Below are 25,465 nucleotides of genomic sequence, written 5' to 3'. Positions count from 1 at the left end.
GGCCCGGAACGCGCAAAGCGCGGCAGCATGTGGACGCAAGGTCCGATCAGCTGCCGCGCTTTGCGGTGCCTGCCAGGGTGCCGGGAACCGGCTGACCCGGGCAGGTCAGGGGGCCTTCCGGATCAGCGGACGCCCACCAGGTCAACAACGAAGATCAGGGCTTCGTTGGGCTTGATCGCTCCACCGGCGCCACGTGAGCCGTAAGCAAGCTCGGAAGGGATCTCCAGGCGGCGGCGGCCGCCAACCTTCATGCCCAGCAGGCCCTGGTCCCAGCCCTGGATGACCTGGCCCACGCCAACCCGGAAGTCCAGGGGTGCGCCGCGGCCCCAGGAAGCATCAAACTCTTCGCCGGTGGACCAGGCGACACCCACGTAGTGGGCGGAGACGGTGCTGCCGGCCTGGGCTTCCGGTCCGTCGCCTTCGATCAGGTCCGTGATGACCAGGTCCGTGGGGACGTCGCCCTCGGGGAAATCGATCTCGGGCTTCTGGCGGTCGAAATCACGCTGTCCAAAGGACATGGTTGCTCCTTGTCGTTGGTGCTTACTGGTGGGATGCCACGGAGGAATCCCGTGCTCCGGTCTTAAATGTTGTTACTTGACGCCCAGAATGTCCACTACGAAGACCAGGTCGCCCTTGGCTTCGCCCTGGCCTGCGTCACCGTACGCCAGGTCCTTGGGGATCACCAGCAGGACGCGGGAACCCACCGTTTTACCGGCGAGGCCCTGGGTCCAGCCCTTGATGACCTGCTGCAGCGAGAACGGTGTGGGCTTGCCGCGGTCATAGCTGGAATCGAATTTGGTGCCGCCCACGAGGGTGACGCCCACGTAGTTCGCCGTCACCGTGTCGGTTTCCTTGACGGTGGCACCGGTGCCCTTGATGAGGTCCTGGGAAATGAGCTCCGTGGGAGCTGCGACGCCGTCAACGTTGATCTCCGGGATGCCGTCGCCGTTTTCCTTCACCGTCGGCAGCCCGGCCGGCGGGGTAATGGTTTCACCCTCCGGCTTTTCGAGGACCGGGGCAACCTCGGTGGTGGAGATGACCTTGATCACCAGCAGCTGGGTGGGCTGCGCCGGGGCACCCGCGGTGCCGGCCTGGCCGGGGACGGCGAGGGCGATGCTGGAGCCAACCTTGGCCCCAACGATTGCGTTGTAAACCAGCTCGCTGCCGGTTTTCAGTTCATCGTTGAGCTCGAGTGCTTCCGGCTCAGCGGGGAAGGTGTCTTCCAGGGTTGCCCCGTCTTCGCCGTTGATGGCGAGGATGGACAAGTTGGCGATCTGGTTGGCCTTGACGGCGTCACCGCTGCCCTCGGTAACCAGCTTGGCGGTGGGTTCCGTGACCGCGAGGGGCTTGTCGAATTCGACGCCCGGGGCTTTTTTGTCACCGTTTTCGGTCAGTTTGAGGGAGTCGAACTTTGCAGTCTCGCCAGCGGACTGGCTGGTGGGCTCCGGTTCACCGGTACCGCCGCAGGCAGTCAGCAGCAGCAGGCCGGGAAGGAGAATTGCTAGTAGTCGGCGCACGTTGGAAACTTTCGTCGGGGCAGGGTGGGGGCGACACGCCGCTTGCAGCGGCCGTTATCGCGGCAGCCCAAATAATGGGCCTTTTCAAGAATAGCCCGGAAAGCTGGGTGTCAGCCCATAGACTCGAGCAGCGCATCCACGCGTTCGTCCACGCTCCGGAACGGATCCTTGCACAGGATAGTTTGGTGCGCCCGGTCGTTGAGTTTCAGATGGACCCAGTCCACCGTGTAGTCGCGGCCCAGTTCCTGGGCGCGCCGCACGAAGTCACCGCGGAGCTTGGCACGCGTTGTCTGCGGCGGCGCGTCCACCGCGTCCTTGATCACGGTGTCATCCACCATCCGGCGGACGGCGCCGCGGGACTGAAGCAGGTAATAGAGTCCCCGGGTACGGGAGATGTCGTGATAGGTCAGGTCCAGTTGCGCGATGCGCGGAGCGTCCAGGCTCAAACTGTGCCGGTTCCGGTAGCTGTCCATCAGCTTCTTTTTGATGGCCCAGTCGATTTCCGTGTCGATCCCCCGGTGGTCGCCGGACTCGATGGCCTTCAGCGTCCGCTCCCACAGGTCGAGGATCAGTGGGACGTGCGGGTTGTGGGCGCCATGCTCCCGGACGAACGCCGTCACTTTGGTGAGGTATTCCTGCTGGATCTCCAGGGCAGTCAGCTGGCGCCCGTTGGCCAGCCGGACCAGCGCGCGGCCACTGAGGTCGTGGGAAATCTCCCGGATGCTGCGGATGGGGTTTTCCATCCGCATGTCCCGCATGATCACCCCGGCCTCCACCATGCGCAGCACCAGGTCCACCGTGCCCACCTTCATCAGGGCGGTGGTTTCGGACATGTTGGAGTCGCCTACGATGACGTGGAGGCGGCGGTAGAACTCGGCGTCCGCGTGCGGTTCGTCCCTGGTGTTGATGATGGGCCGGGACCGGGTGGTGGCGGAGGATACGCCTTCCCAGATGTGGTCTGCCCGCTGGGAGAAGGCGTAGGTCGCCCCGTGCGGTGTCTTGAGGATCTTCCCGGCACCGGCGATGAGCTGGCGCGTGACAAGGAAGGGGATGAGGATCTCGGCAAGCCGGGAGAACTCGCCGCGGCGCGGGATGAGGTAGTTCTCGTGGCTGCCATAGGAGTTGCCGGCGGAGTCGGTGTTGTTTTTGAACAAGTAGACGGTGCCGTTGAACCCTTCCGCAGCGAGGCGGGCCTGCGCTTCGTCCACCAGGTCATCGAGAATGAGTTCGCCGGCACGGTCGTGGGCGATCAGCTGGGCCAGGTCGTCGCATTCCGCGGTGGCGTACTCAGGGTGGGACCCCACATCGAGGTACAGCCGGGACCCATTGGTGAGGAAGACATTGGAGGAACGGCCCCAGGACACCACCTTGCGGAAGAGGTACCGGGCCACCTCTTCGGGGGCCAGCGGCCTCGAGTCGGGGCTTGAATACGAGATGCCGAATTCGGTTTCGATGCCGAAGATCCTCTTGTCCATCTGTCCTCCTAGGTCAGCAGTGCGGCGATGTCGGCGTCGTTGAGCCGTCGGAAGGCCCGCCGCGCGCCGCGTGTTGCCTCCGAATGCCGGTCCAGGACTGCAACTTCCAGGGCGCCGGCAGGCAGCGGCGCTGCGGCACCCGCTGGTTCAGCGGCCCCAGCCGCCGGCCGGACCAGCCCGCCCATGGCGAGGCGGACCGCCTCGGCCAGGGTCAGCGAGGTCCGCCAGCCGTCCTCGATGGCGGCGGAGACTTTATCCGCCTGGCCGCCCATGACCACAAAACGGTGCTCGTCGGCGATGGACCCGTCGAACGTCAGCCGGTACAGGTGGTCGCCTTCCTGGCTGGCTCCGACTTCCGCCACCGCAAGTTCAACCTCGAAGGGTTTCTGTTCGGTGGTGAAGACGGCGCCGAGGCTTTGCGCATAAACGCTGGCCAGGCCCCTGGCGGTGACGTCCTCGCGGTCGTAGGAGTATCCCCGGACGTCTGCGTAGCGGACACCCGCCTGGCGGAGGCTTTCGAATTCGTTGTATTTCCCTACGGCGGCGAACGCGATTTTGTCGTAGATCTCGCCGATTTTGTGCAGTGACGGGGAGGGGTTTTCCGCGACGAGAGCTATCCCTTCGCCACAGCTGATGACCACCACGGACCTGCCACGGGCGATGCCCTTCCGCGCGAAGTCGGCGCGGTCCTTCATGAGTTGTTCGGGTGAGACGTAGAACTGCTGTGTCATCTCAGGCCTCCCGTCCGGCGATGGTGCGTGCCTCGATGACAGCCCTCGCGGCCGCCCCGAGCTCTTCGTCGGGAACCCGTCGGGTACCGGTGCTGTCAACGGTGTAGACCACAGGCCACAACTGGCGGACGGTGTCAGGCCCGCCCGTGGCTGAGTCGTCGTCGGCGGCGTCGTAGAGGGCCTCGACCGCTACGGCCAAGGCTTCGGCGGCGGTGAGATTGGGCCGCCACAGCTTTTTCAGGGCGCCACGGGCAAAGACGGACCCGGAACCCACGGTGTGGTGTTCGTGTTCCTCGTACCGGCCGCCGGTGACATCGTAGGAGAACAGCCGGCCCGCGTTGGCGCCGGTATCGAATCCGGCGAAGAGCGGCACTACCGCCAGGCCCTGCATGGCCAGCGGCAGGTTGCCGCGGATCATGGCGCCGAGCCGGTTGGCTTTGCCCTCAAGGCTGAGGAGTGTTCCCTCGATTTTTTCGTAGTGCTCCAACTCAACCTGGAACAGCCGGGTCAGGTCAATGGCAATGCCCGCGGTGCCGGCGATCCCGAGGACCGAGAACCGGTCAGCGGGGAACACCTTTTCAATGTGCCGGCTGGCAATGACGTTGCCCATGGTGGCCCTGCGGTCCCCCGCCATCAACACGCCGCCCGCGTAGCCCATGGCCACGATGGTGGTGGCGTGCGGGACCTGGAGCGGCGCTGTCACGGCGGCCCCGGTCGGGAGGGCCCGCGTGAACGGCAGGAGTTCGGGCCGTTCACGCTGGAGGTGTTCGGTAAAGGACGAGGTGGCGTAGGCGGCTACCTTGTTGGCGGTTGATTCCTGCACTCATGCACTCCTTGAACGTGGTCCTTCGACGTCGCTTCAGATTCCGGCCGTCCGGGGCTTCCGCCACCTGGGTGCTGCGGTTACTGGCCGCCCTTTTGGACAAACGCGCGGACGAATTCCTCGGCGTTGGATTCCAGGACGCCGTCGATCTCGTCGAGGAGGTCATCCACACCTTCGGTGGAGGCTGACGCCTGCGCTTCGGGCGGTGCCGGCGGCGCCTCGGGGATGTCTTCGTCGACTTGGCTGTCCCGCGACTGCGGCTGCTGCTGCTCCTGGCCTGCCATGATGTTTCCTTCCAATATTCAGTCTTTGGATCCGGCGGATCCTCCGATATGCCCATCCTGCCACGGGCCGCACCTCCCGGCGTGGTTTACGCCGCAGGCGGAGCGGTGGTGTGTCCCAGCAGTTCAGCGAGGAATGGACCCGCTTCCCGGTGGCGGGCAAACAGCCCGCCGGTGAGCGCCCTGGTGCCCCGCAGCGGTTCCCGGGTGGGGACACGCTGCAGCCGGCCGTAGCCGGGGACATCGAAGATCACGGAGTCCCAGCTGGCCCCCACCACGTCCTTGCCGAACGTGCTGACGCACCGGCCGCGGAAGAACGCACGTGTATCCGGTGGTGGCTCCGTCATTGCCGCCGCGATGGCAGCATCCGGGGTGATCCGCTGCATCCGGTCCCGTGCCAGCAGGCGGTGGTACAGGCCCTTCTCCGGCCGGATGTCTGCCCACTGCAGGTCCACCAGGCCAAGCCTGGCATCGTTCCAGTCGAGCCCGTCACGCTGCCGGTATCCGTCCAGGAGGGAGAGTTTGCCCAGCCATTCGACCGATGAGGCGGCAGCTGCCCGGTCGGTGTCCAGTTGCGTCAGGACGGTGGCCCAGCGTTCCAGCACGCCGTGGGTGTGTCCGTCGCCGTCCACCGGATCGGCGACGCCGGTATCCTGGGCCAGTTTGGCGGCGGCTTCGTGATACATCCACTGCAGGTCAAGGGCGCTGACGCGCCGGCCGTCGATGAGCCGCAGTTTGCCGGTGAGGCCGGTGTCGTGGCTGACCGCCTGCAGGGCGGCCACGGGTTCGTAGACCTCCACTTTGGGCGCGAGGCCCGCTTCGATCAGGCTCAGGACCATCGCCGTGGTGCCGAACTTCAGGTAGTTGGCCACCTGGGAAAGGTTGGCGTCCCCGATGATGACGTGCAGGCGCCGGTATTTGTCGGCGGTGGCGTGCGTTTCGTCGCGGGTGTTGATGATGGGCCTGCGGATGGTGGTTTCCAGTCCCACTTCCGCTTCGAAGAAGTCGGCCCGCTGGCTGATCTGGTAGCCGGCGGCCGAGTTGTCCTGTCCCAGTCCCACCCGGCCTGCGCCGCACATGATCTGGCGCGTGACGAAAAAGGGTGTCAGTCCGCGGACAATGTCACCGAAGGGCACGGACCGGGGCATCAAATAGTTTTCGTGGGAACCGTAGGAAACGGATTTGTTGTCCGTGTTGTTTTTGTAGAGGTTCACGGGGGGCAGTTCGGGATCCGCTGCGAGGCGCCGCACGGTGGCCAGCGCCACGAGGTCCCCGGCCGCATCCCAGGTCACGGCGTCCAGCGGGTTGGTTACTTCGGGGCTGGAGTACTCGGGGTGCGCGTGGTCAACGTAGAGCCGGGCGCCGTTCCCCAGGACCATATTCATCAGAAGGGTGCCTGATTCGTCCTGTCCGTCCAGTTCGAGTTCCTCCCGGCCGTACGCCAGGGCCACGGCCTCGGCGTCCAGCACGGGAGGCTGGTCCGTCAGCTGGCTCGGGTGTGCCGCGCCGCGGTCAACAGTCCAGCCGCGGGCGTCGTGCAGCGGTTCCTCGTCCGTGTAGTCCCAGCGGGTTTCGGCCCCGCCTGCCGCACGCTGCCGGGTCACCTGTGCGTAGGCCTGGACCACCCTGGCGCTCATCATGGTGGCATTGGCTGACGGTGCGGTGGGCGCGTGGATGCCATATTCGGTTTCCGAGCCCATGACCCGCATGGCCCCGCCGGCCGGGAGCGCTCCCCCGCCGACGGGTTCCGGTGCAGCCGTCACAGATATTGTCCTGTGCTGGGCATCGTTTCGATGGACTTGCCGGGCTCCTGGCCGGCTTTGCCCTGGACGATGGTGCGGATGTAGGTGATCCGCTCGCCCTTCTTGCCGGAGATCCGGGCCCAGTCATCCGGGTTGGTGGTGTTGGGCATGTCCTCGTGCTCACGGAACTCATCAACGACGGCCCGCAGGAGGTGCTCGATGCGGAGCCCCTTCTGCTGGGTGGTCAGGAGGTCCTTGATGGCGTACTTCTTGGCGCGGTCCACCACGTTCTGCACCACGGCGCCCGAGTTGAAGTCCTTGAAGTACAGCATCTCGGTATCGCCGTTGGCGTACGTGACTTCCAGGAACTCGTTGGACTTGTCGGTGGAGTACATCGCTTCCACGGTGCGTTGCACCATGGCGTCCACGGTGGCCTGGACGTCACCGCCGTACTCCGCCAGGTCCGACACGTGGAACGGCAGGTCCGGGGTGATGTATTTGTTGAAGATGTCCGCGGCGGCCTCGGCGTCAGGGCGCTGGATCTTGACCTTGACGTCGAGCCGGCCCGGCCGAAGGATGGCGGGGTCGATCATGTCCTCGCGGTTGGACGCGCCGATCACAATCACGTTGTCCAGCCGCTCTACGCCGTCGATCTCGCTGAGGAGCTGCGGAACGATGGTGGTCTCGACGTCGGAGGAAATGCCGGTGCCGCGGGTGCGGAACAGCGAATCCATTTCGTCGAAGAAAACAACAACGGGGCTGCCATCCGATGCCTTCTCGCGCGCCCGGGCAAAGATCAGCCGGATGTGGCGTTCCGTTTCGCCCACATACTTGTCCAGCAGCTCGGGGCCTTTGATGTTCAGGAAGTAGCTCTTCAGGTCAAGGTTGCCGGACCGTTCGGCGGCGCGGGCGGCCAGCGAGTTGGCCACGGCTTTGGCGATGAGGGTCTTGCCGCAGCCTGGCGGGCCGTAGAGCAGGATGCCCTTGGGCGCCTTCAGGCCGTGCTCGCGGTAGAGGTCCGGGTGCAGGAACGGAAGTTCCACCGCGTCCCGGATCTGCTCGATTTGGGGACCCAGGCCGCCGATGTCCTCATACGTGATGTCCGGGACCTCTTCGAGGACCAGATTTTCTACTTCGGAGCGCGGCACCTTTTCCAGGGCATACCCGGTGCGGGAGTCGATGGACAAGGCGTCGCCCACCCGGAGCTTCTGGGCCAGCAAGGCACCGGAAAGGCGCACCACACGTTCTTCGTCGGCGCGTCCCACCACCAAGGCCCGGTCGGTGCCCAGCATCTCCTTGAGGGTGGCCAGCTCCCCGGCACGCTCGTAGCCGAGCCCGGCAACCACCAGGAGGGCCTCGTTGAGCAGGACCTCCTGGCCCACTGCCAGCTGGTTCATGTTGACCAGCGGGCTGACACCCACCCGCATCTTCCGGCCGGCGTTGAAGATGTCCACCGACTCCTCGGTGGCCGCCTGCCCGCTGTTGCCCTGGGAGGGTTGCTTTTTGGGATTGAGCTGAAGGATGGTGCCGAAGCTGTACGGCGGCTGCCCTTCCTGGTCCAACGCGTTTTTCAGCCGGATGATCTCGGCTTTCGCGGCTTCCAGCATGGCCACCAGCTTGGTGTTGTTCTGCGATGCCGCAGCCAACTGCCTGTCGATGTGCCTGAGCTTGTCCCGGAGGATGTTGACCTGGCGGTCTGCAACCGAGAGGTCGTTGGCGGCAGACTGCTCTGCCGGTGTACGTCCGGAGTCCTGGTTCGGCGTCTCCATGATGTATCAGCCCCTTCCTGCGCTTCCCTTACGACACTAGTCCCAAGATGGCAGGTAGGGGTGGAGGCTCCCGAAATGTGGACTAGTTCGTGACCTCCGGAGCGTCCTTGACGTGGGTGCCGGCGATGGCATCGCGGGCGGCGCGGCGGAGCTTCTTATCCGAAACCAGCCGTTCGCCCACAGCGCCGGGGGTCCAGGCGTTGACGTCTTCAGCGTTGAATTCGGTTTTGGACGGTCGCCGTTTGACGGAGATGCCCGTGACGCCGTCCGCAAGGCGGCGCGTAACCAGCAGGAAGCCGGTGTGCGCCACCATCCGGTGGTCAGGGCGGACTGCCAGGCCCTCGAGGTGCCAGCCACGGACCATGGATTCCCAGGCGTCCGGTGCGGTGAAGCGACCGTCGGCACGGATGGCCTCCGCGGTCCTGGACAGCTGCGTGACGGTGGCCACGTAATTGATCCATACTCCGCCGGGGGCCAGGACCGTGGCGACGGCGTCCAGGCATTCCCAGGGAGCGAGCATGTCCAGGACCACGCGGTCCACGGAACCCGGAGCCTCGCTGCGGACCACTTCCTCCTGGAAGTCACCCAGCGAAATCTGCCAGGCCGGGTGCGGCCCGCCGAAGATGGTTTCGACGTTGCCGCGGGCAATGTCCGCGAATTCCTCACGTCGCTCGAAGGAATGCAGGTAGCCATTGTCGCCTACTGCACGGAGCAGCGAAATGGACAGCGCCCCGGAGCCCACGCCGGCTTCCACCACGCGGGCGCCCGGGAAGATATCGGCCATGGTGACAATCTGGCCTGCGTCCTTGGGGTAGACCACAGCGGCACCGCGGGGCATGGACAGCACAAAGTCGGACAGCAGCGGTCGGAGCGTCTGGTACTGCTGGCCCACGTTGTTCACCACCACGGAGCCGTCCGCCTGGCCGATGATCTCATCGTGGTTGAGGAAGCCGCGGTGGGTGTGGAACGCGCCACCCGTTTCCAGGGTGACGGTGTTCATGCGGCCACGTTCGTCCGTCAGCTGGACGCGTTCGCCTTCGCGGAAAGGGCCCCGGCGGCGGGCCGCACCGGCCGGCTGCGAGCCGCCGCCGGCAGCGCCGGGCTGGGCTGCTGCTGTGGCTTCGTTGACGGCAGATTCGCTGCTCATGGAATTCCTCACTCCTTGTAAACCTTTGGCGCCGCTGCGGGGACGTCCCTCACCGGGACCTGCTGTGGCGATGCACCGACCGGCAGGTAACTCTACCGGGTCCTGCCCGGCGCGCCCCTATTGGGCCGGGGCGCCTTGCCGGTGATGGCGGTTACCACGCTGTCCTGGGCCAGGAGGCCCGTCACCTTGCCGTTGTGGTCCACAACGGCATAGTGCCTGCCTTTCACCTGGGACAGGAAGCCGATCAGCTCCTGGCCCCGGGACCACTCCGGGACGTAGGCGCCGGCGGCCAAGGCAAAGGATACGGCGGTGATTGGGGTGGCCGCCGCTGCTGCGTCCGGCACGGAGTGCAGCGCTGCGGGTTGCACCACGCCTTCCGGTCGGCCGTCTGCGCCGCAGACCACCACGCTGACCGTTCCGCCGGCGCTGCTGGCCAGGGCGTCCTTAACAGACGCGGTGGCGGGAAGCCCGGTGGCCGGCGTCGACAATCCGGCGGCGGTGACTCCCGGGAGCCGGGTGCGGAATTGTCCCTGCTGGATGGATGCCGACGCGCCCATCCAGAGGAAGCTGCCCACCAGGACGGTGATCATGACCAGGCCCAGGTCCGGGTCGTCGCCGGCCAGGAAGGGACGGATGAGGAACCAGTAGGCAATGCCCACCACAATGAGCCGGCCGCCCCAGCCGGCGGCAATGGTGCCTTTCGCCTGGCTGCCGGTGGCTTTCCAGACAGCGGATTCCACCATGCGGCCGCCGTCCAGGGGCAGGCCGGGCAGGACGTTGAACACGCCGATGAGGAAGTTGGCCCACATAAAGATGTTGGTCAGGATCTCCGCGACGCTCCCCATGGAGGTGTTGGCCAGGACCAGCCAGGCGCCCCCGGCCAGGACAAAGTTGGCGGCAGGCCCGGCCAGGGCCACCAGGACGGAGCGGCCGGGAGACGCGGTGAAGCTTTCGAACTGGGTATGTCCGCCCCAGAGGTTCAGGACGATTTTTTCCGTGGGCCAGCCGTAGATCTTTGCGGTCAGGGCGTGCGCCAGCTCGTGGACCAGGACGGAGATGAGGAGCAGGACTGCGTAGGCGAAGGCCACAACGTAGGCGCTGGTTCCAAGCGCCGGGTTGCTGCGGGCAAGGACAGGGCCGTAAACGATGACGGTGAAAGCCGCGATGATGAACCACGAATAGGCAAGGACCACGGGAACGCCGAAGATCCGGCCCAGCGGAATGCCTTCGCGGCGGACCGGGGTGCTGGTTTCAGTCATGGGCGTGCCCTGTTGCGGGCACCGGCGCTGCCGGCTCCTGGCCGCTCAGCAGCAAGGCTTCCAGATCTGCCGGTGACCGGCCGGCCAAAGTGTCCCAGCGGGTGTAGCGGTCATCCAGGGGCAACGGCACGATGTGCGGGATGGCGACGGTGGCCACACCGGAGGCAACGGCTGCCGCCACGCCCGGAGCCGAGTCCTCCAGGGCAACGCAGTCACCGATGTTCAGGTTCGGGTCGGTTTCCTGGAGGAGTTCGACGGCGGTCAGGTACGCCTCGGGGTGCGGCTTCCCCTGGGTCACGGAGTCGCCGGTGACAATGACCTCAAAGTAGGGCCGTGGCAGGCTGGCAACAACTTCCCGGGCCAGCGGGCCTTCGGACATGGTGACCAGGGCGCATCGGATGCCGGCGCCGTGGAGCTCCTCAAGGAGTTCTTTCGCGCCGGGCCGCCAGGGCACCTCCTGCCGGACGCTGCGGACCACTTCACCGGTCAGCACGTCGATGATCTCCCGGATTTCAAGGGCCACACCGGCTTGTTGCAGCAGACTGGCGGAGTAGTCCAGCGACTGGCCCACCAGCTGCACCGCCTGCTGGTGCGACCATGTCCCGCCGTGGGCTTCCACCAGTGCATGCTCGGCAGCCATCCAATAGGGCTCCGTGTCCACGATGGTCCCGTCCATGTCCCAGAGGACGGCTTTGAGTGGGGAATGTGGGGAGGGGGATCGCATGCTGCACAGTCTACGGCGACCCGCTGGAAGGTTGCTGGTGGGTACGCCCACGGCGAATACGCCTGTTGTGCCTGCTGACCGCGCGGGGGCGGGACACTTTTGCGGCGGTTCATGCACTGCGGGAGGGCGGTTCTTGGACGTAGGGTGAAGAAATGAATAGCTTCGAGGAAGACACCACCGAACCGGGTGCCGTACCGGGGCAGGAGCGGTTCCTGCAGCCTGTGGCTGAGGGACGGCGCGTAACAGTGATGCTTGCAGCTTTCGAAGGCTGGAACGATGCGGGGGAAGCGGCCAGCGACTCCCTGCGCTACCTGAATAAGCTCTGGGGCGGCAAAAAGGCGGCGTCGATAGACGCCGACGAATATTACGACTTCCAGTTCACCCGGCCCACCGTCCGCCGGAATGCGGCGGGTGAACGCAAGATCAAGTGGCCGTCCACCCGGATCTACAAAGCCAGCGCCCCCAACTCCAATGTGGACGTGATTTTTGTCCAGGGCACGGAGCCGTCCTATAAGTGGCGGGCCTATACCGCCGAACTGCTGGTCCACGCCGAAGCGCTGAACGTCGATTACGTGGTGTTGGTGGGGGCACTGCTCGCGGATGTTCCGCACAGCCGGCCCATCCCCGTCAGCACCTCGTCCGACGACGGTCCGCTCCGGGAGCGGATGAACCTGGAGGCCTCCCAGTACGAAGGTCCGGTGGGCATTGTCGGCGTCCTGTCCGAGGTGGCGCTCCTGGCCGGCCTTCCCACCATCTCGCTGTGGGCTGCGGTGCCGCACTATGTGGCCCAGGCGCCATCTCCCAAGGCACAGCTTGCCCTGCTGCACCGGATCGAGGAGCTGCTCCAGGTCCCGCTGGACATCCACGAGCTGGCTGAGGAATCCGATGCCTGGGAGCGGGGCGTGGATGAGCTCGCCACCGAGGACCCCGAGATCGCCGCCTACGTCCGGCAACTGGAAGAAGCCAAGGACACCGCCGACCTGCCGGAGGCCACCGGGGAGTCCATCGCCCGGGAATTCGAGCGTTACCTCAAGCGGCGCGGCCAGGACCGGCCCTGATTGCAGAGCAGCGCCGGTCCTGGGGACCGGCGCCGCATCAGGATTGCTGACCCGGGCTAGAGCACAACACCCAGCAGGGCGTCCACGGCGTCGCTGACCAGCGCCTGGTCGGTCAAACTTGCCGGACCGCCGTCGGACATTGCCTGCTGCGCCCACTGGGACACCGCAGCAACGGCGGCGGGGGCGTTGAGGTCCGCGGTGAGGGCGTCGCGCATCCGGGCGATCAACGGCGCCGCAGAGCCTTCCGGCGCGTGCCCGAGCGCCTGGCGCCACAGGCTGATCTCCGCTTTGGCTGCGGCGAAGCCTTCGTCAGTCCAGGACCAGTCCGAGCGGTAGTGGTGGGCCAGGATGGCCAGCCGGATCGCTGCGGGGTCCTCCCCCGCTGCGCGCAGCCGGGACACCAGTACCAGGTTTCCCTTGGACTTGCTCATCTTCTCGCCGTCCAGGCCCACCATGCCGGCATGCGCATAGTGCCGGGCCAGCGGAACACCGGCCAGGGAGTACGCATGTCCGGCCCCCATCTCGTGGTGCGGGAAGACCAGGTCCGAGCCGCCGCCCTGCACCGTGAACGGGGCCGGCAGATACTGCTGTGCGATGACGGTGCACTCGATGTGCCAGCCGGGCCTGCCGGCGCCAAGGCTTGCGCCGGGCCAGTGGGGTTCGCCCTCGCGGGCCACCCGCCACAGCAGCGGGTCGAGTGCCTGCCGCTTCCCGGCCCGGCCGGGGTCGCCGCCACGCTCGGCAAAGAGCTCCAGCATTTCACTTTCGGCGAGCCCGGAGATGGCGCCCAACGTCCATGCATCGGGTGCCACCGACTGCTTTCCCGCGGCCTCAACGTCGTAATAAACGTCGCCGTCCGGTTCACCGTTGCTGCCCTGGACGGTGTAGGCCAGGCCAAGTGCCACCAGCTTTTCCACGGCGGGAACAATCAGGGCGATGGATTCCACGGCGCCCACGTAACGGTCCGGGGCCAGGACGTTCAAGGCTTCCATGTCCGTCTGGAAGAGTTCGATCTGGCTGGCGGCCAGGTCCCGCCAGTCAACGCCGGTGGCGGTGGCCCGCTCCAGCAGTGGATCATCCACGTCGGTGACGTTCTGGACGTACGCAACCCGGTGGCCGGCGTCGCGCCACACGCGGTTCAGCAGGTCGAAGGCGACGTAGCTGGCGGCGTGGCCCATGTGGGTGGCGTCGTACGGGGTAATGCCGCAGACGTACATCGAGGGCGACGGGCCAGCATCCAGCGCAGTTTCGCGGCCTGTTGCGGTGTCGAACAACCGGATGGCAGGCATGCTTCCGGGCAGGGTTGGAACGGGGCGGGAGGTCCAGGATTTCACAGGGCAAGCCTAGTGCTACGCGGCGATGACACCGAAACCGAGCAGGATGTACAGGGCGAGGCCCAGGAGGATCCGGTACCAGACAAAGAGCCGGTAGCTGCGGGTGGAAACGAATTTCAGGAACCAGCCGATGATCACATAGCCCACCACAAAGGCGATGACGGTTGCCAGAGCGGTTTCGGGCAGGCCGTACGGGCCGGTCAGCCCGTCCTTGGACACCACCTTGTACAACTGGTACAGCCCGCTGCCGAACACGGCCGGGATGGCCAGGAGGAAGGAGTAGCGGGCCGCCGCTTCCCGGTTGTAGCCCATCAGGAGCCCCGCGGTGATGGTTCCGCCGGACCGTGACACGCCTGGAATCAGGGCCATGGCCTGGGCGAGGCCAAAGAAGATGCCGTGCTTGTAGGTCAGCTGGGTGAGGTCCCGCTCCTGCTTGCCCACGGCGTCGGCCACGGCAAGGATCAGGCCGAAGACGATCAGCATGGTGGCCACGATCCACATGCTGCGGAGCACGGACTCGATCTGGTCCTGGAACAGCAGGCCCAGCACGATGATGGGCAGGCTGCCCAGGATCACCAGCCAGCCCATGCGGGCGTCGGGATCCTGCCGGGAGACTTTGCCGCTCAGGGATCCGGCCCAGGCTTTGACGATCCGGACAATGTCCCGCCAGAAATACACCAGCACGGCCGTCTCGGTACCCAGTTGGGTGATGGCGGTGAACGCCGCCCCCGGATCAGCGGCGCCGGGCAGGAACTGCCCCACAATCCGCAGATGCGCGCTTGACGAGATGGGTAGAAATTCGGTCAGTCCCTGCACTAGGCCCAGCAGGGCCACCTCAAACCAGTTCACGGTAAGACCCTACGTCATGGGCAGCTGTACTCCAGCCCGTAAGCTTGCAGCTATGCAGCAGCGTTACGTCGGCAACAGTGGTTTGCGAGTCTCCGCCCTTTCGCTGGGCACCATGTCCTGGGGCGCCGGAACAGACGAGCAGGACGCCGCGGCGCTGCTCCGCACCTTCCTCGACGCCGGCGGCCGGCTGGTGGACACCGCAGCGTCCTATGCCGACGGCCAGTCCGAAGCCATCATCGGGTCCCTGCTGAATGATGTGGTGGCCAGGACGGAAATTTCGATTTCCACCAAGGCAGGAATGACGACGCCGGCCGGCCGGCTCGCCGTCGACGCGTCCCGCAACGCCATGCTCACCGGCCTCGACGCCAGCCTGGCGCGGCTGGGCACCGACTATGTGGACGTCTGGTTTGCCCAGGCCTGGGACGGCAACGTTCCGCTGGAGGAAACCCTGTCCGCCCTGGAATTCGCTGTCCGCTCCGGCCGGGCACGCTACGCAGGAGTGTCCAACTTCAGCGGCTGGCAGGCCGCCAAAGCCGCTGCGATCGCCGGTTTCCCGTTGGTGGCGGCGCAGGCGGAGTACTCCCTGCTGCAGCGCAAACCCGAAACCGAACTGGTCCCCGCCATTGAGGACGCAGGCCTTGGCCTGATGGCGTGGGCCCCGCTGGGCCGGGGCGTCCTCACCGGTAAGTACCGCGGCAGCATCCCCTCCGGTTCACGCGCCGCGTCGGCGGCCGATGCCTCCTATGTGGAGGCGTACCTCGACGAGCCGGCGTCGCGGACCGTGGAAGCTGCCTGCATGGCCGCCAAGGGCCTGGGCCGTTCCGCCCTGGACGTGTCCCTCAGCTGGCTGCTGCGCCAGCCCGGCGTGGCCACGGCTGTGGTGGGGCCGCGCACACCGGTACAGCTCAAGGAGATCCTGGACGCGCAGCTGACGCCGCTGCCACCGGAAATCTCCAACGCCCTGGATGACGTGTCCTTCAAGGCGGCTTAGTCCTCGAGAATTTCGAGGTCCTCGTCCGCGTCACTTTCCTCGTCCTCGTCCTCGTCATCAAAGATCTGGAGCGGGGTCACTTCGTTGTACGCTTCGTAAAGAGCGTCCTCATAGACTTCGAAAGCATCTGCTACCGCAAAAAATGCTGCTTCCACTGAGGGGTCACCATCTCCACGGCGGTTGGATGCTGCTATAAGGTGTTCTTCCAAAGCGGTGGTCAGGGACGAAAGCGCGACACGCGGATCGATGCTCATGACAACACGCTAGCCGGAAAAGGACGAAAATGGAGAGCAATGAAGGAACAATTTCTCACCAGCTCGGTCCAGCGGGAACGGGACTATCTTCGCCAGTACGAGTACCTCGTCCTGACGGTCAGCCCTGAGGATTCACTGCCTGAGGCCAGGCGCAGGCTTGTTGAACATTCCGAGTACGGCAAATGGGAGCTTGAGCGCAGCCGGCTGTACGTGGGTGGCGGCAGGCGGTTCTGGCTCCGCCGCCGGGTGATGCAGGTCCAGCGGACCGTTTAGGTCCCGGTTCAGTCCGCCAACGGCCCCAACCAGGCGTTGGCCACGGTGTTGTGCGCGCTCTCGTCATCCGAGGGGTGGAACATTCCCGCCAGCACGTCGCGGTAGAGGCGTTCCAGCTCCGAGCCCCGGAAGTAGCTGGACCCGCCGCTGACCCGGATGGCCAGGTCCACTACGCGGCGCGCAGTTTCGGTGGCGTTGACCTTCAGGCCCACCAGCTTGGGGAACCATTGCCCGCCGTGGTCAACCAGCCGGTCCACGTCAGCAGCCACTGACTGCAGCTGCGGGTACAGGTTGTCCATCGCCATGGCTGCCTCCGCAACCTTCCACCGGATGTCCGGGTCCTGGGCGTAGCTCCTGCCGCCGTTCTTCAGCGAGGTGCGCCGCTTGGCGGTTTCAACACCCACAGTGAGCGCACGTTCCCCCAGCCCGGTATATACGGCCGCCAGCAGCGTTTCGAAGCACGCAAAGATGGCGAAAACCAGCGGGTCCGGATTGGGCCCCACGGGGAGCTTGCGGAAGATCCGGTCCGCCGTCACCACGGCACCGGCCAGGACGGTGGTGCCCGACTGGCTGGCGCGCATGCCCAGGGTGTCCCAGTCGTCCTTGATGAGGTAGCCCGGAGTGTCCCTGGTCATGAACCCGTGCACCAGTTCACCCTCGCCGTCCCGGCCGGCAGCGTCCTTGCCGAAGATCCCCAGCCGCGTCCAGGCCGGCGACAGGCTGGTGAAGATTTTGGTCCCCGTAAACGAGTAGCCACCATCGGGCAGCGGTTCGGCGACCGTGCGCGAGTCGAACAGGACGGAATCGTTCCCGGCCTCCGAGTTACCGAAGGCAAAGACCTCCCCCTGCGCCGCCTCCGCCAGGATGAAGTCCAGGGAGTGGTCGCCCCGGGCGCCGAGGACGCGGGCGACGCCGGTCCACACCAGGTGCATGTTGACCGCCAGGGCCGTGGCCGGGGCCGCCGTGGCCAGCCGCCGCTGGCACTGCGCCGCGGCTTCGAGGCCAAGGCCCAGGCCGCCGTCGTCCGTGGGGACAAACAGTTTCAGGTAACCGGCGGCCGCCAGCTCCGCCAGGTCTTCGTGGAAGAAGGTGTTGTCCCGGTCATAGCCGGCCGCCCTGCCCCTGATGCGTTCCAGCAGGGGGTCCGGCAGGACATCCTCGGGGGTCACGACGGAGCCTGTCAGTAGTTGGTGAGCAGCGTGTCCAGGACCCTGGCCCCGAACTTCAGCGAATCGGCGGGCACACGCTCGTCCACGCCGTGGAACATGCCCGTGAAGTCAAGGTCGTCCGGGAGCATCAGGGGCGCGAAACCGTACCCGGTGATACCAAGCCGGCTCAGGGATTTGTTGTCCGTGCCGCCCGAAAGGGTATACGGCAGGACCTTGGCGCCGGGGTCCTCGGAATGGAGCGCATCGATCATGGAGTCAACCAGGTTGCCGGCGAAGGGCACCTCGAGGGAGACGTCCTGGTGGACGTAGCTGACGTCGACGCCGGCCCCGGCGAGGTCGCGGACAATCTCCAGGACGCGGTCCTGCTGGCCGGGCAGCGTGCGGCAGTCGATCAGGGCTTCGGCGGATTCGGGGATGACGTTGTGCTTGTAGCCGCCCTTGAGGAGGGTGGGGTTGGTGGTGTTCTGCAGCGTTGCGCCCACAAAGCGGGCCACGGTGCCCAACTGGTCCAGCAGCAGGTCCGGGTTGTCCGCATCAAATTCGACGCCGGTCAGTTCCGTGACGCCATCCAGGAACTGGCGCGTGGTGGGCGTCAATTCGATGGGCCACTTGTAGTCGCCGATGCGGGTGACGGCGGCGGCGAGCCTGGTGACCGCATTGTCGGTGTTGATCTGCGAGCCGTGGCCGGCCCGGCCGTGCGCCACGAGGCGCAGCCAGGAGATGCCTTTTTCGGCGGTCTGCAGGAGATAGGTGCGCTGCCCGCCGATGGTGGCCGAGAAGCCGCCCACCTCGGAGATCGCTTCGGTGGCGCCTTCGAAGAGTTCGGGGCGTTTATCCACCGCGTAGCGGGCGCCGTACTCGCCACCGGCTTCCTCGTCGGCGAAAAACGCAAAGATGATGTCGCGCTTGGGCTTTTTGCCGGACCGGGCGAAGCCGCGCAGTACGGACAGGATCATGGCGTCCATGTCCTTCATGTCCACCGCGCCGCGGCCCCAGATCAGTCCATCCTTGAGCTCGGCGCCAAACGGGTCCACTGACCACTGCTCGCGCAGGGCGGGGACCACGTCCAGGTGGCCGTGGACCACCAGGGCACTGGCGGCCGGGTCTTCGCCGGCCATCCTGGTGACAACGTTGGCCCGGCCGGGTGCGGACTCGAAGATCTCAGCGGAGAGGCCCACCTCTTCAATCAGGCCTGCCGCGTATTCGGCGGCCGCACGCTCCCCCGGACCCGATCCATCGCCGTAGTTCGAAGTGTCGATCCGGATGAGGTCCTGGCAGATCCGGACAACTTCATCCTCAGGCAGGACGTCAGGCATGGAAAACTCCTCGGGTTTGGTGGCTGGTGGGGTGTTCCCAACTGCTGCCCTCAGCCTACCCACACGCCCCCCACAGGCGCCGATTCCATGTTTCGGGAAAGTTCATGTTAGAGTTTTTCTCGCTGCTTCCGAGAGATGCGAAACGCCGAAAGGCGGGAAACGTCGTCGGGAAACACCCTGCGCGGGTGGCGGAATGGCAGACGCGCTAGCTTGAGGTGCTAGTCCTCGAAAGGGGGTGGGGGTTCAAGTCCCCCTCCGCGCACAAACGAAAAACCCCGGAAAATCAATGATTTTCCGGGGTTTTTCTGCGTTCCCGGTGTTATGCCATCCGGTGACTCCGCGGCGCCCGGGGATCCGTTACCGCTAAGCAAAGCAGGGAGCCCACCGTGAGCGGTGGACTCCCTGCCTATGTTGCGGTGGTTAGTTGCCTGTGGGCTGGTCGTAGACCTGCCCGGCCGGGTTGGCCGGCATGAGTGTCAGGATGAAGACTGCCAGCGCGCCCAGGAACGGAACGAGGTTGAGCAGGATGAGCCAGCCGCTGAAGTTCCCGTCGTGGAGCCTGCGGACAGTCAACGCCAGGGACGGGACAAAAATGGCCAGGCCCCACAGCAGGATCAGGGACCCCACGATGAAGAACCCCGGGCCGGCCATGGGGCTGCCGTTAACGTCGGTGGTGGAGCTGGTGGCAGCGGCGATGCCGGTCACAATGTAAAGGACGGTGATGACGATGGCGTTGGCCAGCGTGAACCACCAGTACTCGCTGCGGCTTGCACGGCCGGAGAACGTGGCGTACTTCTTGAAGAAGCGGCGGACGGCCACCGGCAGCGAAGCGCCATAGTGCGGCGCCCACAGCGGAACCTCGCCTGTCGGAGCAAAAGCTGCCTGCTGTTGGTCTGGATATTGTGGATAGCTCAAGGGAACCCCCCGGTTGTTCGAGTGATGCGACGTGATAATAGTAGGGCCTGGCCAGCCTAAATCTGTTCGTTGGAGTAACTTTTGTTCCGGCTGCAGGGTCACCTGCGGGGTTCACGGCAGGTCCAGGGTCCTGACGGCCGCCAGCACGTCGGCCACCGTTACTCCGAGCAGTGCCGGATCCGGTTGCTGTGCGAACGTGTCTCCCCGGCGCAGCGCGGCCCGGGTGAGGACCACGTGTGGTCCCGGCGGTGGACCCCAGATCTCCGGCGGAGCAGGTCCGAACAGGACAACTGATGGCGTTCCGTAGGCTGAGGCGAGGTGGGCTGCGCCGGTGTCGGCGGAGACCACCAGCCGGGCAGCGGACACAGTGGCCGCGAACTGCGCAAGCGGCAGTTTTCCAGCGAGTACTGATTCCGCTGGCAGGCCTGCCAGGGTGCAGACCTGAAGTGCCCGGTCCCGTTCGGAACTGCTGCCAGTGAACACCACGGCGTGCCCTGCCCGGTCCAGGGCCGATGCCACTGCCGCAAACCGCTCCGCCGGCCACAACCGGCTTCCGTAGGCGGCACCGACATGGAGGACCGTGGCGCCAGGTGCGCTGCTGGGAACCCTGGGTGCCTGCAGCCGGACATCAAGGGGGTCGGCGGCGACGCCATGCCAGGCCAGCAGCCTGACCCAGCGTTCGCGCTCATGCAGGTCCGCGTCCCACGCAGGACCGTCCCGGTGCAGGCCGCGGTGGCCCATGGTGGTCCGTGCCTGCAGGGCATCGATGCGGCCCTGGCTTTCCGGGCCGCTGCCGTGAAGGTTGACTGCCACGTCCACCACGCCAGGCGCCAGTGCCAGGGGTTCATCCAATCCGTGGGTGGGCAGGAGTTCGTAGCCGCCCACCAGGTCCAGTGCTTCCGTCAGCCACCCCTGGGCCGCATACCGCAGGCGGTGGCCCGGGAAGGCACGGCGGAGCCCTTTCAAGGCAGGGACGGCCACCAGTAAATCGCCAAGTTTCAAGGCCCGAAGCACCAGCAGTTCCGGCTTGGCCTCCCGGATGCCGGCTGCTTCCGGGTGCGCCGTTCCGACGATCATCCTTGCCGTCCGGGGCGTGGCGTGGACACCAGGCTGCGCACGTCTTCATACACTCCCTGGACAGGCACTCCCGCCACCACAGAATCATCGTGGCCGCACCGGGGCGCAGTCCAGCCCACCTGGGTCACGTCGATTCCGCACGCCGGACAGACGGTGGTCCAGCCCAGCTGGACGCGGTGCAGGCTGCGGCCCAGGGGGCCGGCGTTGATCATGTTGCCTACCCAGAAGATGCCCACTGTGGGGGTACCCAGTGCCTGGGCCAGGTGCCTCGGTCCGCTGTCGTTCCCCACCACCACATCCGCTGCCGCCAGGACGTCCACCAGCCCGGCCAGGTCCAGTTCGCCCGCCAGGGAAACTACTGGCGCAGGCGCGGCAAGGGCGAGGATCCGTTGGGCCAGTGGGCGGTCGCTTTCATCCCCCACCAGCACCACGGCGCAGCCATCGGCGGCACATGCCGCTGCAAGTTCCGCGAAGTGCGCCACCGGCCAGCGGCGGCTGGGATCTGTGGCTCCCGGGTGGACGACCACCAAAGGCCGGCTGCCGGCGTCGTCCGGAAGGACTGCAGCGGCACCGGCCGAAGGCGCGGCGGCAAGCCGGGCCTCGAGGTCCACCGGGGCTGCCCCCGCCAGTCCTGCCACTTCCAGCGCCCGCAGGGGTTCGTGCTGGTAATACAGATAGGGAACGGTGCGCTCAAGGCCCGCGGCATCGGCCGTCCTGGTCCCCACGGTGTGCCGTGCACCCAACCGCAGCAAAAAAGGATTCGAATAGCGGCCGCCGCCATGCAGTTGGACTGCGAGGTCGAATTGGCGGCGCTGCATATCCGCAAAAAAGGCGTCCACGGCAGCAGGGTCCTCTGTCCCGGGACGGACCCCCTCAGCGAAGGGCAGGATCTGCACCTCATCCACCGCGGACTGCACTGCAGCCAGCAGGCTCCGGTGGACGGGCGTGCCCAGCAAGGTAATGACCGCGCCCGGATATGCGCTCCTGAGGGCAGTGATTGCCGGCAGTGCAAAAATCAGGTCGCCCAGGCCACCGCCGCGAAGCACCGCGATCCGGCGTACGCCGCTGAACCTTTGCAGGACCGGACCGACGGCGGTATCCATCTGTTCGGCGCCGCCGAATTCAGCTGTGAGGTGATCCACCGATCTCCCCTTCCGGTGTGGCGGGTGCCGCCATTGCCGTGGGCAAGCCGCCGTCAGTGCTGCCACAATAGGGCCAAACCGGGCTCTCCGCCAGTCCGTTCCGGCACCGGGGCGGGCGCCGCGCCGGTCACCACCTCTTGGGGAATACCGGGTTGATGCTGTACGTTTCATACGCGACAGGCGAACCAAAGAAAAGAGAAGCACCCAAAGTGGCAACCGATTACGATGAACTGCGTTCCGACGTCAAGGAATCGCAGGACAACTCACTCGAGCAGCTCCAGTCTGCCAATGCTCCCGACGCGCGCAGCGTTGTCCTGGAGCTGGATGAGGCTGACGGGCTGGACGGCGCCGGAGTTCCCGGAGGCGAATTTGTCGCCGAAGAACTTGTGGTGCAGGTCATTCCGCAGGCTGACGACGAGTTTACCTGCTACTCCTGCTTCCTGGTCCGTCACCGGTCCCAGATCGCGAAGCAGAAGGACGGCCACAGCTATTGCACGGAGTGCGAAGGCTAATCCGTCCACCCCGTTCGGGGCGGCGGGATGACCCGCGGCCCCGTTGCCTTGAGGGCACGCCCCGATTCCGGCGTGCCTTTTGGCTTTTAACCCGGACCCTACACGGAGACAACGGTACCCATGGACTTCGCCGGCAACGCCGGGCAGTGGCTTGCTGCCCTTTTCAGCCGGGCAGAGCTGCCTGCCATCACCGCGGTGGAGCTCCTGTTGGCGCTGCTGGCGGCCATTACGCTTTCCATTCCGCAGGCCTCGTGGCGATATTTCGGCCTGCTGACCACTGCAACGCATGAGCTGGGCCACGCGTTCGCGGCGGTGCTGAGCGGCCAGCGGCTCTCGGGAATCACGCTGCGGCTGGACCACTCCGGGACCACCACCAGCTACAGCAGGAGCCGGGCGGCCGCCGCCTGGTCGTGTTTCTGGGGTTATCCTGTACCCGCCCTGGCGGGAGCCGCCTTCGTCTGGTGCGGCTTCAGCGGGTGGGGGCCGGCGGCCCTGGCCACGGGAACCATCATCCTGGCCGTCTCGCTGGTGTTCCTGCGCAACCCGGCAGGCTTCCTCATCACCTTCAGCGCGATCGGCGCTTCGGCTGGCCTGCTGCTGCTGGTCCCCCACGCGTTTGCGGGGCACGTTGCAGTCGTCCTGGGACTGGCCCTCCTGGTGGGGGCGGTCCGGGACATCTTCAAACTCGTCCACCTGCACCTCAAGCGGCGGAACCGGCTGTCGAGCTCGGACGCCTATATCCTCTACCGCGCCACGAGGGTGCCGTCGGGGCTGTGGATCGCCGCGTTTGCCGTGGTGGTTGCAGCCGCCTGGCTGCTGGCCTGGCAGCCGATCGCGCGGATTCCGTTGCCGGGCGCATAGGCTGGAGCGATGAGCCAGGACACGGACAGCAAGCAGAAGGCCTCCGACAGCGGGGCGGACCACAGCACGCGCGGGGCTTACGTTACGGGCGGCGCGGAATTCACCCGGGACACCAACTACATCGAAGACCGGATCACCAGCGACGGCAAACCCGGTGCCAATGGGGAACCCGGCTGGCCGGTGGAAACCGGACGCTACCGGCTCATCGCCGCCCGGGCCTGCCCCTGGGCCAACCGCACGGTGATTGCGCGCCGCCTGCTGGGCCTCGAGGACGCAATCTCCCTGGGCCAACCAGGCCCCACCCACGACTCCCGCTCCTGGACCTTCGACCTGGATCCCGGCGGTGTGGACCCGGTGCTGGGGATTGAGCGGATCCAGGACGCCTACTTCACCCGCTTCCCCGGCTATCCGCGGGGCATCACTGTCCCGGCACTGGTGGACGTGCCATCCGGGGCCGTGGTGACCAATAACTTCCCGCAGATCACCCTGGACTTCTCAACCGAGTGGAAGGCATTCCACCGGTCCGGGGCACCGGATCTCTACCCCGAACACCTGCGCGCCGAAATCGACCACGTCAACAAGCGGGTGTTCACCGAAGTCAACAACGGTGTGTACCGCTGCGGGTTTGCCGGCTCCCAGGACGCCTACAACGCGGCTTACGACCGGCTGTGGACAGCCCTGGACTGGCTGGAGGAGCGGCTTTCCGGCCAGCGGTTCCTGGTGGGTGAGACCATCACGGAGGCGGACGTACGGCTGTTCACCACCCTGGCCCGCTTTGACGCCGTCTACCACGGCCATTTCAAATGTAACCGGCAAAAACTGACAGAGATGCCCGCGCTCTGGGGTTACGCCCGTGACCTGTTCCAGACGCCCGGCTTCGGCGACACCACCGATTTTGTGCAGATCAAGCAGCACTATTACATCGTCCACGAGGACATCAACCCCACCGGAATCGTCCCCGCCGGACCTGACCTTTCCGGGTGGTTGGAAGCCCACGGCCGCGAGGCCCTGGGCGGGCGCCCGTTTGGCGATGGGACTCCCCCGGGACCTGTCCGCGCCGGCGAGGAAGTCCTGCCCGGGCACGGTGCGGCCCCTCGAGTGGAAAGCGCTTTCTGACTAGACTGGCAGGATGCAGATTTCGTCAGGCTTTGCCGCTCCCGGTTATGAAAGCGTCCGGGACCTCTTTGACTCCTTCCTGGCAGCGGACCCGGACTACAGCGCCCAGGTGGCGGCCTACCACCACGGAAAAGTTGTGGTCCGCCTCACCGGCGGCCCGGACATGGCCCCGGACACGGTGACCGGGGCCTATTCCTGCTCCAAGGGGGTTGCCGCCATGGTGATTGCACTCCTGGTGCAGGACGGGCTGCTTAACCTGGATGCCGCCGTCGCGCACTACTGGCCGGAATTTGCAGTGCACGGCAAGGACCGGCTGCTGGTCCGCGAGGCGCTGTCGCACCAGGCCGGGCTGATGGGCTTGGCGGGCGGAATTGCCCTCGAGGATTTCACCACAGCCGCCGGAGCCGCACGGCTGGCCGCCGCCCGTCCCACCTGGCGGCCCGGCAGCCAGTTCGGCTACCACGCCCTTACCATCGGAATCATCATGGAGGAACTGTGCCGGCGCACCGCGGGCCGGTCCCTGCAGGAGCTGTACAACCAGCTGATCCGTACCCCGCACGGTGTGGACTTCTTCCTGGGCCTTCCCGGGGACCACGAACACCGGTACCGCGACGTGCTGTACGCAGCTGCCCCGGAGGACCAGATCTGGCTGGACCCCCTGAGCCTGGAAGGCCTGAACGGCAACGCTCCGGTAAGCACCATCATGGAGTTGCCCAACCTCCGGATTGTCCGTGCGGCAGGCATGTCGGCTGCCGGTGGTGTTGGCTCAGCCGAAGGGCTGGCGCGGCTCTACGCTGCCGCCGCCACGGGGGTGGACGGCGGTGCTGCTTTCCTGCAGCCCGGGACCATCGAGGCGATGGCCCAGGAGCAGGTCTGGGGATTGGACCGGTCCTCCGGACAGGACAACGCCTTCGCGGTTGTTTTTATGAAACCGCACCCCACGCGGAATTTCGGCAGCCACCGTGCGTTTGGTCACGAAGGCGCCAACGCGGCCCTGGGTTTCGCGGACCCCGCCTACGCCCTGTCCTATGGCTACATTCCGCGGCGTGCGGAGGAAGGCCGCACGCCGGGCAAAGCCCACCGGCTGGCCGCGGAGGTCCGCCGGTCAGCTGCCGCCACCTTGTCGTAGG

Annotated in this window: 26 protein-coding genes and 1 tRNA gene; 8 read left to right on the top strand and 19 right to left on the bottom strand. The window is 66.2% G+C overall.

Features of this window, described 5'->3' with window-relative positions; translation table 11 throughout:
* Positions 1-122: 122 nt before the first annotated feature.
* The 11 genes from ACRB8A_RS09580 to ACRB8A_RS09530 all read right to left on the bottom strand — a co-directional run bounded on the left by ACRB8A_RS09580 (position 123) and on the right by ACRB8A_RS09530 (position 11,468).
* The gene (locus ACRB8A_RS09580) at positions 123-518 is read right to left on the bottom strand and encodes an FKBP-type peptidyl-prolyl cis-trans isomerase (protein WP_050687312.1); all 396 of its coding nucleotides are present in this window, start codon (positions 516-518) and stop codon (positions 123-125) included.
* Positions 519-590: 72 nt separating this feature from the next.
* Complete coding sequence (locus tag ACRB8A_RS09575) at positions 591-1,517, bottom strand: FKBP-type peptidyl-prolyl cis-trans isomerase (protein WP_056600321.1); 927 nt, start codon at positions 1,515-1,517, stop codon at positions 591-593.
* A gap of 110 nt (positions 1,518-1,627) precedes the next feature.
* A complete protein-coding gene (gene pafA, locus ACRB8A_RS09570; protein ID WP_050687316.1) occupies positions 1,628-2,992 on the bottom strand; it encodes a Pup--protein ligase in 1,365 nt (454 codons plus the stop codon).
* An 8-nt stretch (positions 2,993-3,000) separates the two neighbouring features.
* On the bottom strand, positions 3,001-3,723 hold the full coding sequence (prcA, locus tag ACRB8A_RS09565; RefSeq protein WP_050687317.1) for a proteasome subunit alpha: 723 nt from the start codon (positions 3,721-3,723) through the stop codon (positions 3,001-3,003).
* A 1-nt stretch (position 3,724) separates the two neighbouring features.
* Entirely contained in the window at positions 3,725-4,546 is an 822-nt protein-coding gene (gene prcB / locus ACRB8A_RS09560; RefSeq protein ID WP_056600323.1) for a proteasome subunit beta, read from the bottom strand.
* 80 nt (positions 4,547-4,626) lie between these two features.
* A complete protein-coding gene (locus ACRB8A_RS09555) occupies positions 4,627-4,830 on the bottom strand; it encodes a ubiquitin-like protein Pup (protein ID WP_015937113.1) in 204 nt (67 codons plus the stop codon).
* 86 nt (positions 4,831-4,916) lie between these two features.
* Entirely contained in the window at positions 4,917-6,536 is a 1,620-nt protein-coding gene (dop, locus tag ACRB8A_RS09550; protein WP_432246029.1) for a depupylase/deamidase Dop, read from the bottom strand.
* 50 nt (positions 6,537-6,586) lie between these two features.
* Positions 6,587-8,338, bottom strand: coding sequence for a proteasome ATPase (arc, locus tag ACRB8A_RS09545; protein ID WP_432244566.1), 1,752 nt, complete (start codon positions 8,336-8,338; stop codon positions 6,587-6,589).
* An 82-nt stretch (positions 8,339-8,420) separates the two neighbouring features.
* On the bottom strand, positions 8,421-9,485 hold the full coding sequence (locus ACRB8A_RS09540) for a tRNA (adenine-N1)-methyltransferase (protein ID WP_050687323.1): 1,065 nt from the start codon (positions 9,483-9,485) through the stop codon (positions 8,421-8,423).
* A gap of 92 nt (positions 9,486-9,577) precedes the next feature.
* Positions 9,578-10,744, bottom strand: coding sequence for a site-2 protease family protein (locus ACRB8A_RS09535; RefSeq protein ID WP_432244565.1), 1,167 nt, complete (start codon positions 10,742-10,744; stop codon positions 9,578-9,580).
* Positions 10,737-11,468 (bottom strand): HAD family hydrolase, encoded by a 732-nt coding sequence (locus ACRB8A_RS09530; RefSeq protein ID WP_432244564.1) that lies wholly within the window; start codon positions 11,466-11,468, stop codon positions 10,737-10,739. The genes ACRB8A_RS09535 and ACRB8A_RS09530 overlap by 8 nt, the downstream gene beginning before the upstream one ends.
* Before the next feature lie 152 nt (positions 11,469-11,620).
* Between ACRB8A_RS09530 and ACRB8A_RS09525 the strand changes: the two genes are divergently transcribed.
* Entirely contained in the window at positions 11,621-12,526 is a 906-nt protein-coding gene (locus ACRB8A_RS09525; protein WP_432244563.1) for a PAC2 family protein, read from the top strand.
* A 56-nt stretch (positions 12,527-12,582) separates the two neighbouring features.
* Here the strand turns inward: ACRB8A_RS09525 and mshC are convergent, their stop codons facing one another.
* Together mshC and ACRB8A_RS09515 are read right to left on the bottom strand one after the other, a co-directional pair.
* Positions 12,583-13,860, bottom strand: a complete 1,278-nt coding sequence (gene mshC / locus ACRB8A_RS09520) for a cysteine--1-D-myo-inosityl 2-amino-2-deoxy-alpha-D-glucopyranoside ligase (protein WP_432244562.1) — start codon at positions 13,858-13,860, stop codon at positions 12,583-12,585.
* Positions 13,861-13,875: 15 nt separating this feature from the next.
* Positions 13,876-14,709, bottom strand: a complete 834-nt coding sequence (locus tag ACRB8A_RS09515) for an undecaprenyl-diphosphate phosphatase (protein WP_050687328.1) — start codon at positions 14,707-14,709, stop codon at positions 13,876-13,878.
* Positions 14,710-14,761: 52 nt separating this feature from the next.
* On the opposite strand from ACRB8A_RS09515, the gene ACRB8A_RS09510 reads away from it, so the two are divergent.
* Entirely contained in the window at positions 14,762-15,700 is a 939-nt protein-coding gene (locus ACRB8A_RS09510) for an aldo/keto reductase (protein ID WP_432244561.1), read from the top strand.
* Here the strand turns inward: ACRB8A_RS09510 and ACRB8A_RS09505 are convergent.
* Positions 15,697-15,954, bottom strand: a complete 258-nt coding sequence (locus ACRB8A_RS09505; RefSeq protein WP_050687332.1) for a hypothetical protein — start codon at positions 15,952-15,954, stop codon at positions 15,697-15,699. The two genes, ACRB8A_RS09510 and ACRB8A_RS09505, sit on opposite strands and share 4 nt — an antisense overlap.
* 39 nt (positions 15,955-15,993) lie before the next feature.
* Between ACRB8A_RS09505 and ACRB8A_RS09500 the strand changes: the two genes are divergently transcribed.
* Entirely contained in the window at positions 15,994-16,227 is a 234-nt protein-coding gene (locus ACRB8A_RS09500) for a DUF5703 family protein (RefSeq protein WP_056600347.1), read from the top strand.
* A gap of 8 nt (positions 16,228-16,235) precedes the next feature.
* On the opposite strand, the gene ACRB8A_RS09495 is transcribed toward ACRB8A_RS09500, so the two are convergent.
* Entirely contained in the window at positions 16,236-17,396 is a 1,161-nt protein-coding gene (locus tag ACRB8A_RS09495) for an acyl-CoA dehydrogenase family protein (protein ID WP_432244560.1), read from the bottom strand.
* Between the two features lie 11 nt (positions 17,397-17,407).
* Complete coding sequence (locus ACRB8A_RS09490; RefSeq protein ID WP_432244559.1) at positions 17,408-18,712, bottom strand: M20/M25/M40 family metallo-hydrolase; 1,305 nt, start codon at positions 18,710-18,712, stop codon at positions 17,408-17,410.
* 179 nt (positions 18,713-18,891) lie between these two features.
* Between ACRB8A_RS09490 and ACRB8A_RS09485 the strand changes: the two genes are divergently transcribed.
* A tRNA-Leu gene (locus tag ACRB8A_RS09485) sits at positions 18,892-18,974 on the top strand.
* 158 nt (positions 18,975-19,132) lie between these two features.
* Here the strand turns inward: ACRB8A_RS09485 and ACRB8A_RS09480 are convergent.
* The 3 genes from ACRB8A_RS09480 to ACRB8A_RS09470 form a co-directional block, all read right to left on the bottom strand.
* On the bottom strand, positions 19,133-19,627 hold the full coding sequence (locus tag ACRB8A_RS09480) for a DUF805 domain-containing protein (protein WP_432244558.1): 495 nt from the start codon (positions 19,625-19,627) through the stop codon (positions 19,133-19,135).
* Positions 19,628-19,738: 111 nt separating this feature from the next.
* The gene (locus tag ACRB8A_RS09475; RefSeq protein ID WP_432244557.1) at positions 19,739-20,704 is read right to left on the bottom strand and encodes a glycosyltransferase family 9 protein; all 966 of its coding nucleotides are present in this window, start codon (positions 20,702-20,704) and stop codon (positions 19,739-19,741) included.
* Entirely contained in the window at positions 20,701-21,846 is a 1,146-nt protein-coding gene (locus tag ACRB8A_RS09470) for a glycosyltransferase family 9 protein (RefSeq protein ID WP_432244556.1), read from the bottom strand. The genes ACRB8A_RS09475 and ACRB8A_RS09470 overlap by 4 nt, the downstream gene beginning before the upstream one ends.
* A gap of 209 nt (positions 21,847-22,055) precedes the next feature.
* Between ACRB8A_RS09470 and ACRB8A_RS09465 the strand changes: the two genes are divergently transcribed.
* From ACRB8A_RS09465 to ACRB8A_RS09450, 4 genes are all read left to right on the top strand, one after another.
* The gene (locus ACRB8A_RS09465; RefSeq protein ID WP_050687344.1) at positions 22,056-22,358 is read left to right on the top strand and encodes a DUF4193 domain-containing protein; all 303 of its coding nucleotides are present in this window, start codon (positions 22,056-22,058) and stop codon (positions 22,356-22,358) included.
* 120 nt (positions 22,359-22,478) lie between these two features.
* A complete protein-coding gene (locus ACRB8A_RS09460) occupies positions 22,479-23,219 on the top strand; it encodes a M50 family metallopeptidase (protein ID WP_432244555.1) in 741 nt (246 codons plus the stop codon).
* Between the two features lie 9 nt (positions 23,220-23,228).
* On the top strand, positions 23,229-24,335 hold the full coding sequence (locus ACRB8A_RS09455) for a glutathione S-transferase family protein (RefSeq protein WP_432244554.1): 1,107 nt from the start codon (positions 23,229-23,231) through the stop codon (positions 24,333-24,335).
* Positions 24,336-24,348: 13 nt separating this feature from the next.
* On the top strand, positions 24,349-25,464 hold the full coding sequence (locus tag ACRB8A_RS09450; protein ID WP_050687349.1) for a serine hydrolase domain-containing protein: 1,116 nt from the start codon (positions 24,349-24,351) through the stop codon (positions 25,462-25,464).
* The last annotated feature ends 1 nt before the right edge of the window (position 25,465 follow it).

Source organism: Arthrobacter sp. G.S.26 (genome assembly GCF_050847375.1).
In the GTDB taxonomy this organism is placed as follows: domain Bacteria; phylum Actinomycetota; class Actinomycetes; order Actinomycetales; family Micrococcaceae; genus Arthrobacter.
The sequence above is the reverse complement of the archived record's forward strand: the minus strand, read 5'-3'. Positions and strand labels throughout refer to the sequence as shown.

Coding starts and splice junctions, on each gene's coding strand:
- ACRB8A_RS09475 (WP_432244557.1), bottom strand. CDS start 20,704: ATGATCGTCGGAACGGCGCACCCGGAAGCAGCCGGCATCCGGGAGGCC.
- ACRB8A_RS09455 (WP_432244554.1), top strand. CDS start 23,229: ATGAGCCAGGACACGGACAGCAAGCAGAAGGCCTCCGACAGCGGGGCG.
- ACRB8A_RS09510 (WP_432244561.1), top strand. CDS start 14,762: ATGCAGCAGCGTTACGTCGGCAACAGTGGTTTGCGAGTCTCCGCCCTT.
- arc (WP_432244566.1), bottom strand. CDS start 8,338: ATGGAGACGCCGAACCAGGACTCCGGACGTACACCGGCAGAGCAGTCT.
- dop (WP_432246029.1), bottom strand. CDS start 6,536: ATGCGGGTCATGGGCTCGGAAACCGAATATGGCATCCACGCGCCCACC.
- ACRB8A_RS09540 (WP_050687323.1), bottom strand. CDS start 9,485: ATGAGCAGCGAATCTGCCGTCAACGAAGCCACAGCAGCAGCCCAGCCC.
- pafA (WP_050687316.1), bottom strand. CDS start 2,992: ATGGACAAGAGGATCTTCGGCATCGAAACCGAATTCGGCATCTCGTAT.
- ACRB8A_RS09450 (WP_050687349.1), top strand. CDS start 24,349: ATGCAGATTTCGTCAGGCTTTGCCGCTCCCGGTTATGAAAGCGTCCGG.
- ACRB8A_RS09500 (WP_056600347.1), top strand. CDS start 15,994: ATGAAGGAACAATTTCTCACCAGCTCGGTCCAGCGGGAACGGGACTAT.
- ACRB8A_RS09490 (WP_432244559.1), bottom strand. CDS start 18,712: ATGCCTGACGTCCTGCCTGAGGATGAAGTTGTCCGGATCTGCCAGGAC.
- ACRB8A_RS09460 (WP_432244555.1), top strand. CDS start 22,479: ATGGACTTCGCCGGCAACGCCGGGCAGTGGCTTGCTGCCCTTTTCAGC.
- ACRB8A_RS09505 (WP_050687332.1), bottom strand. CDS start 15,954: ATGAGCATCGATCCGCGTGTCGCGCTTTCGTCCCTGACCACCGCTTTG.
- ACRB8A_RS09555 (WP_015937113.1), bottom strand. CDS start 4,830: ATGGCAGGCCAGGAGCAGCAGCAGCCGCAGTCGCGGGACAGCCAAGTC.
- prcA (WP_050687317.1), bottom strand. CDS start 3,723: ATGACACAGCAGTTCTACGTCTCACCCGAACAACTCATGAAGGACCGC.
- ACRB8A_RS09525 (WP_432244563.1), top strand. CDS start 11,621: ATGAATAGCTTCGAGGAAGACACCACCGAACCGGGTGCCGTACCGGGG.
- ACRB8A_RS09535 (WP_432244565.1), bottom strand. CDS start 10,744: ATGACTGAAACCAGCACCCCGGTCCGCCGCGAAGGCATTCCGCTGGGC.
- ACRB8A_RS09580 (WP_050687312.1), bottom strand. CDS start 518: ATGTCCTTTGGACAGCGTGATTTCGACCGCCAGAAGCCCGAGATCGAT.
- ACRB8A_RS09530 (WP_432244564.1), bottom strand. CDS start 11,468: ATGCGATCCCCCTCCCCACATTCCCCACTCAAAGCCGTCCTCTGGGAC.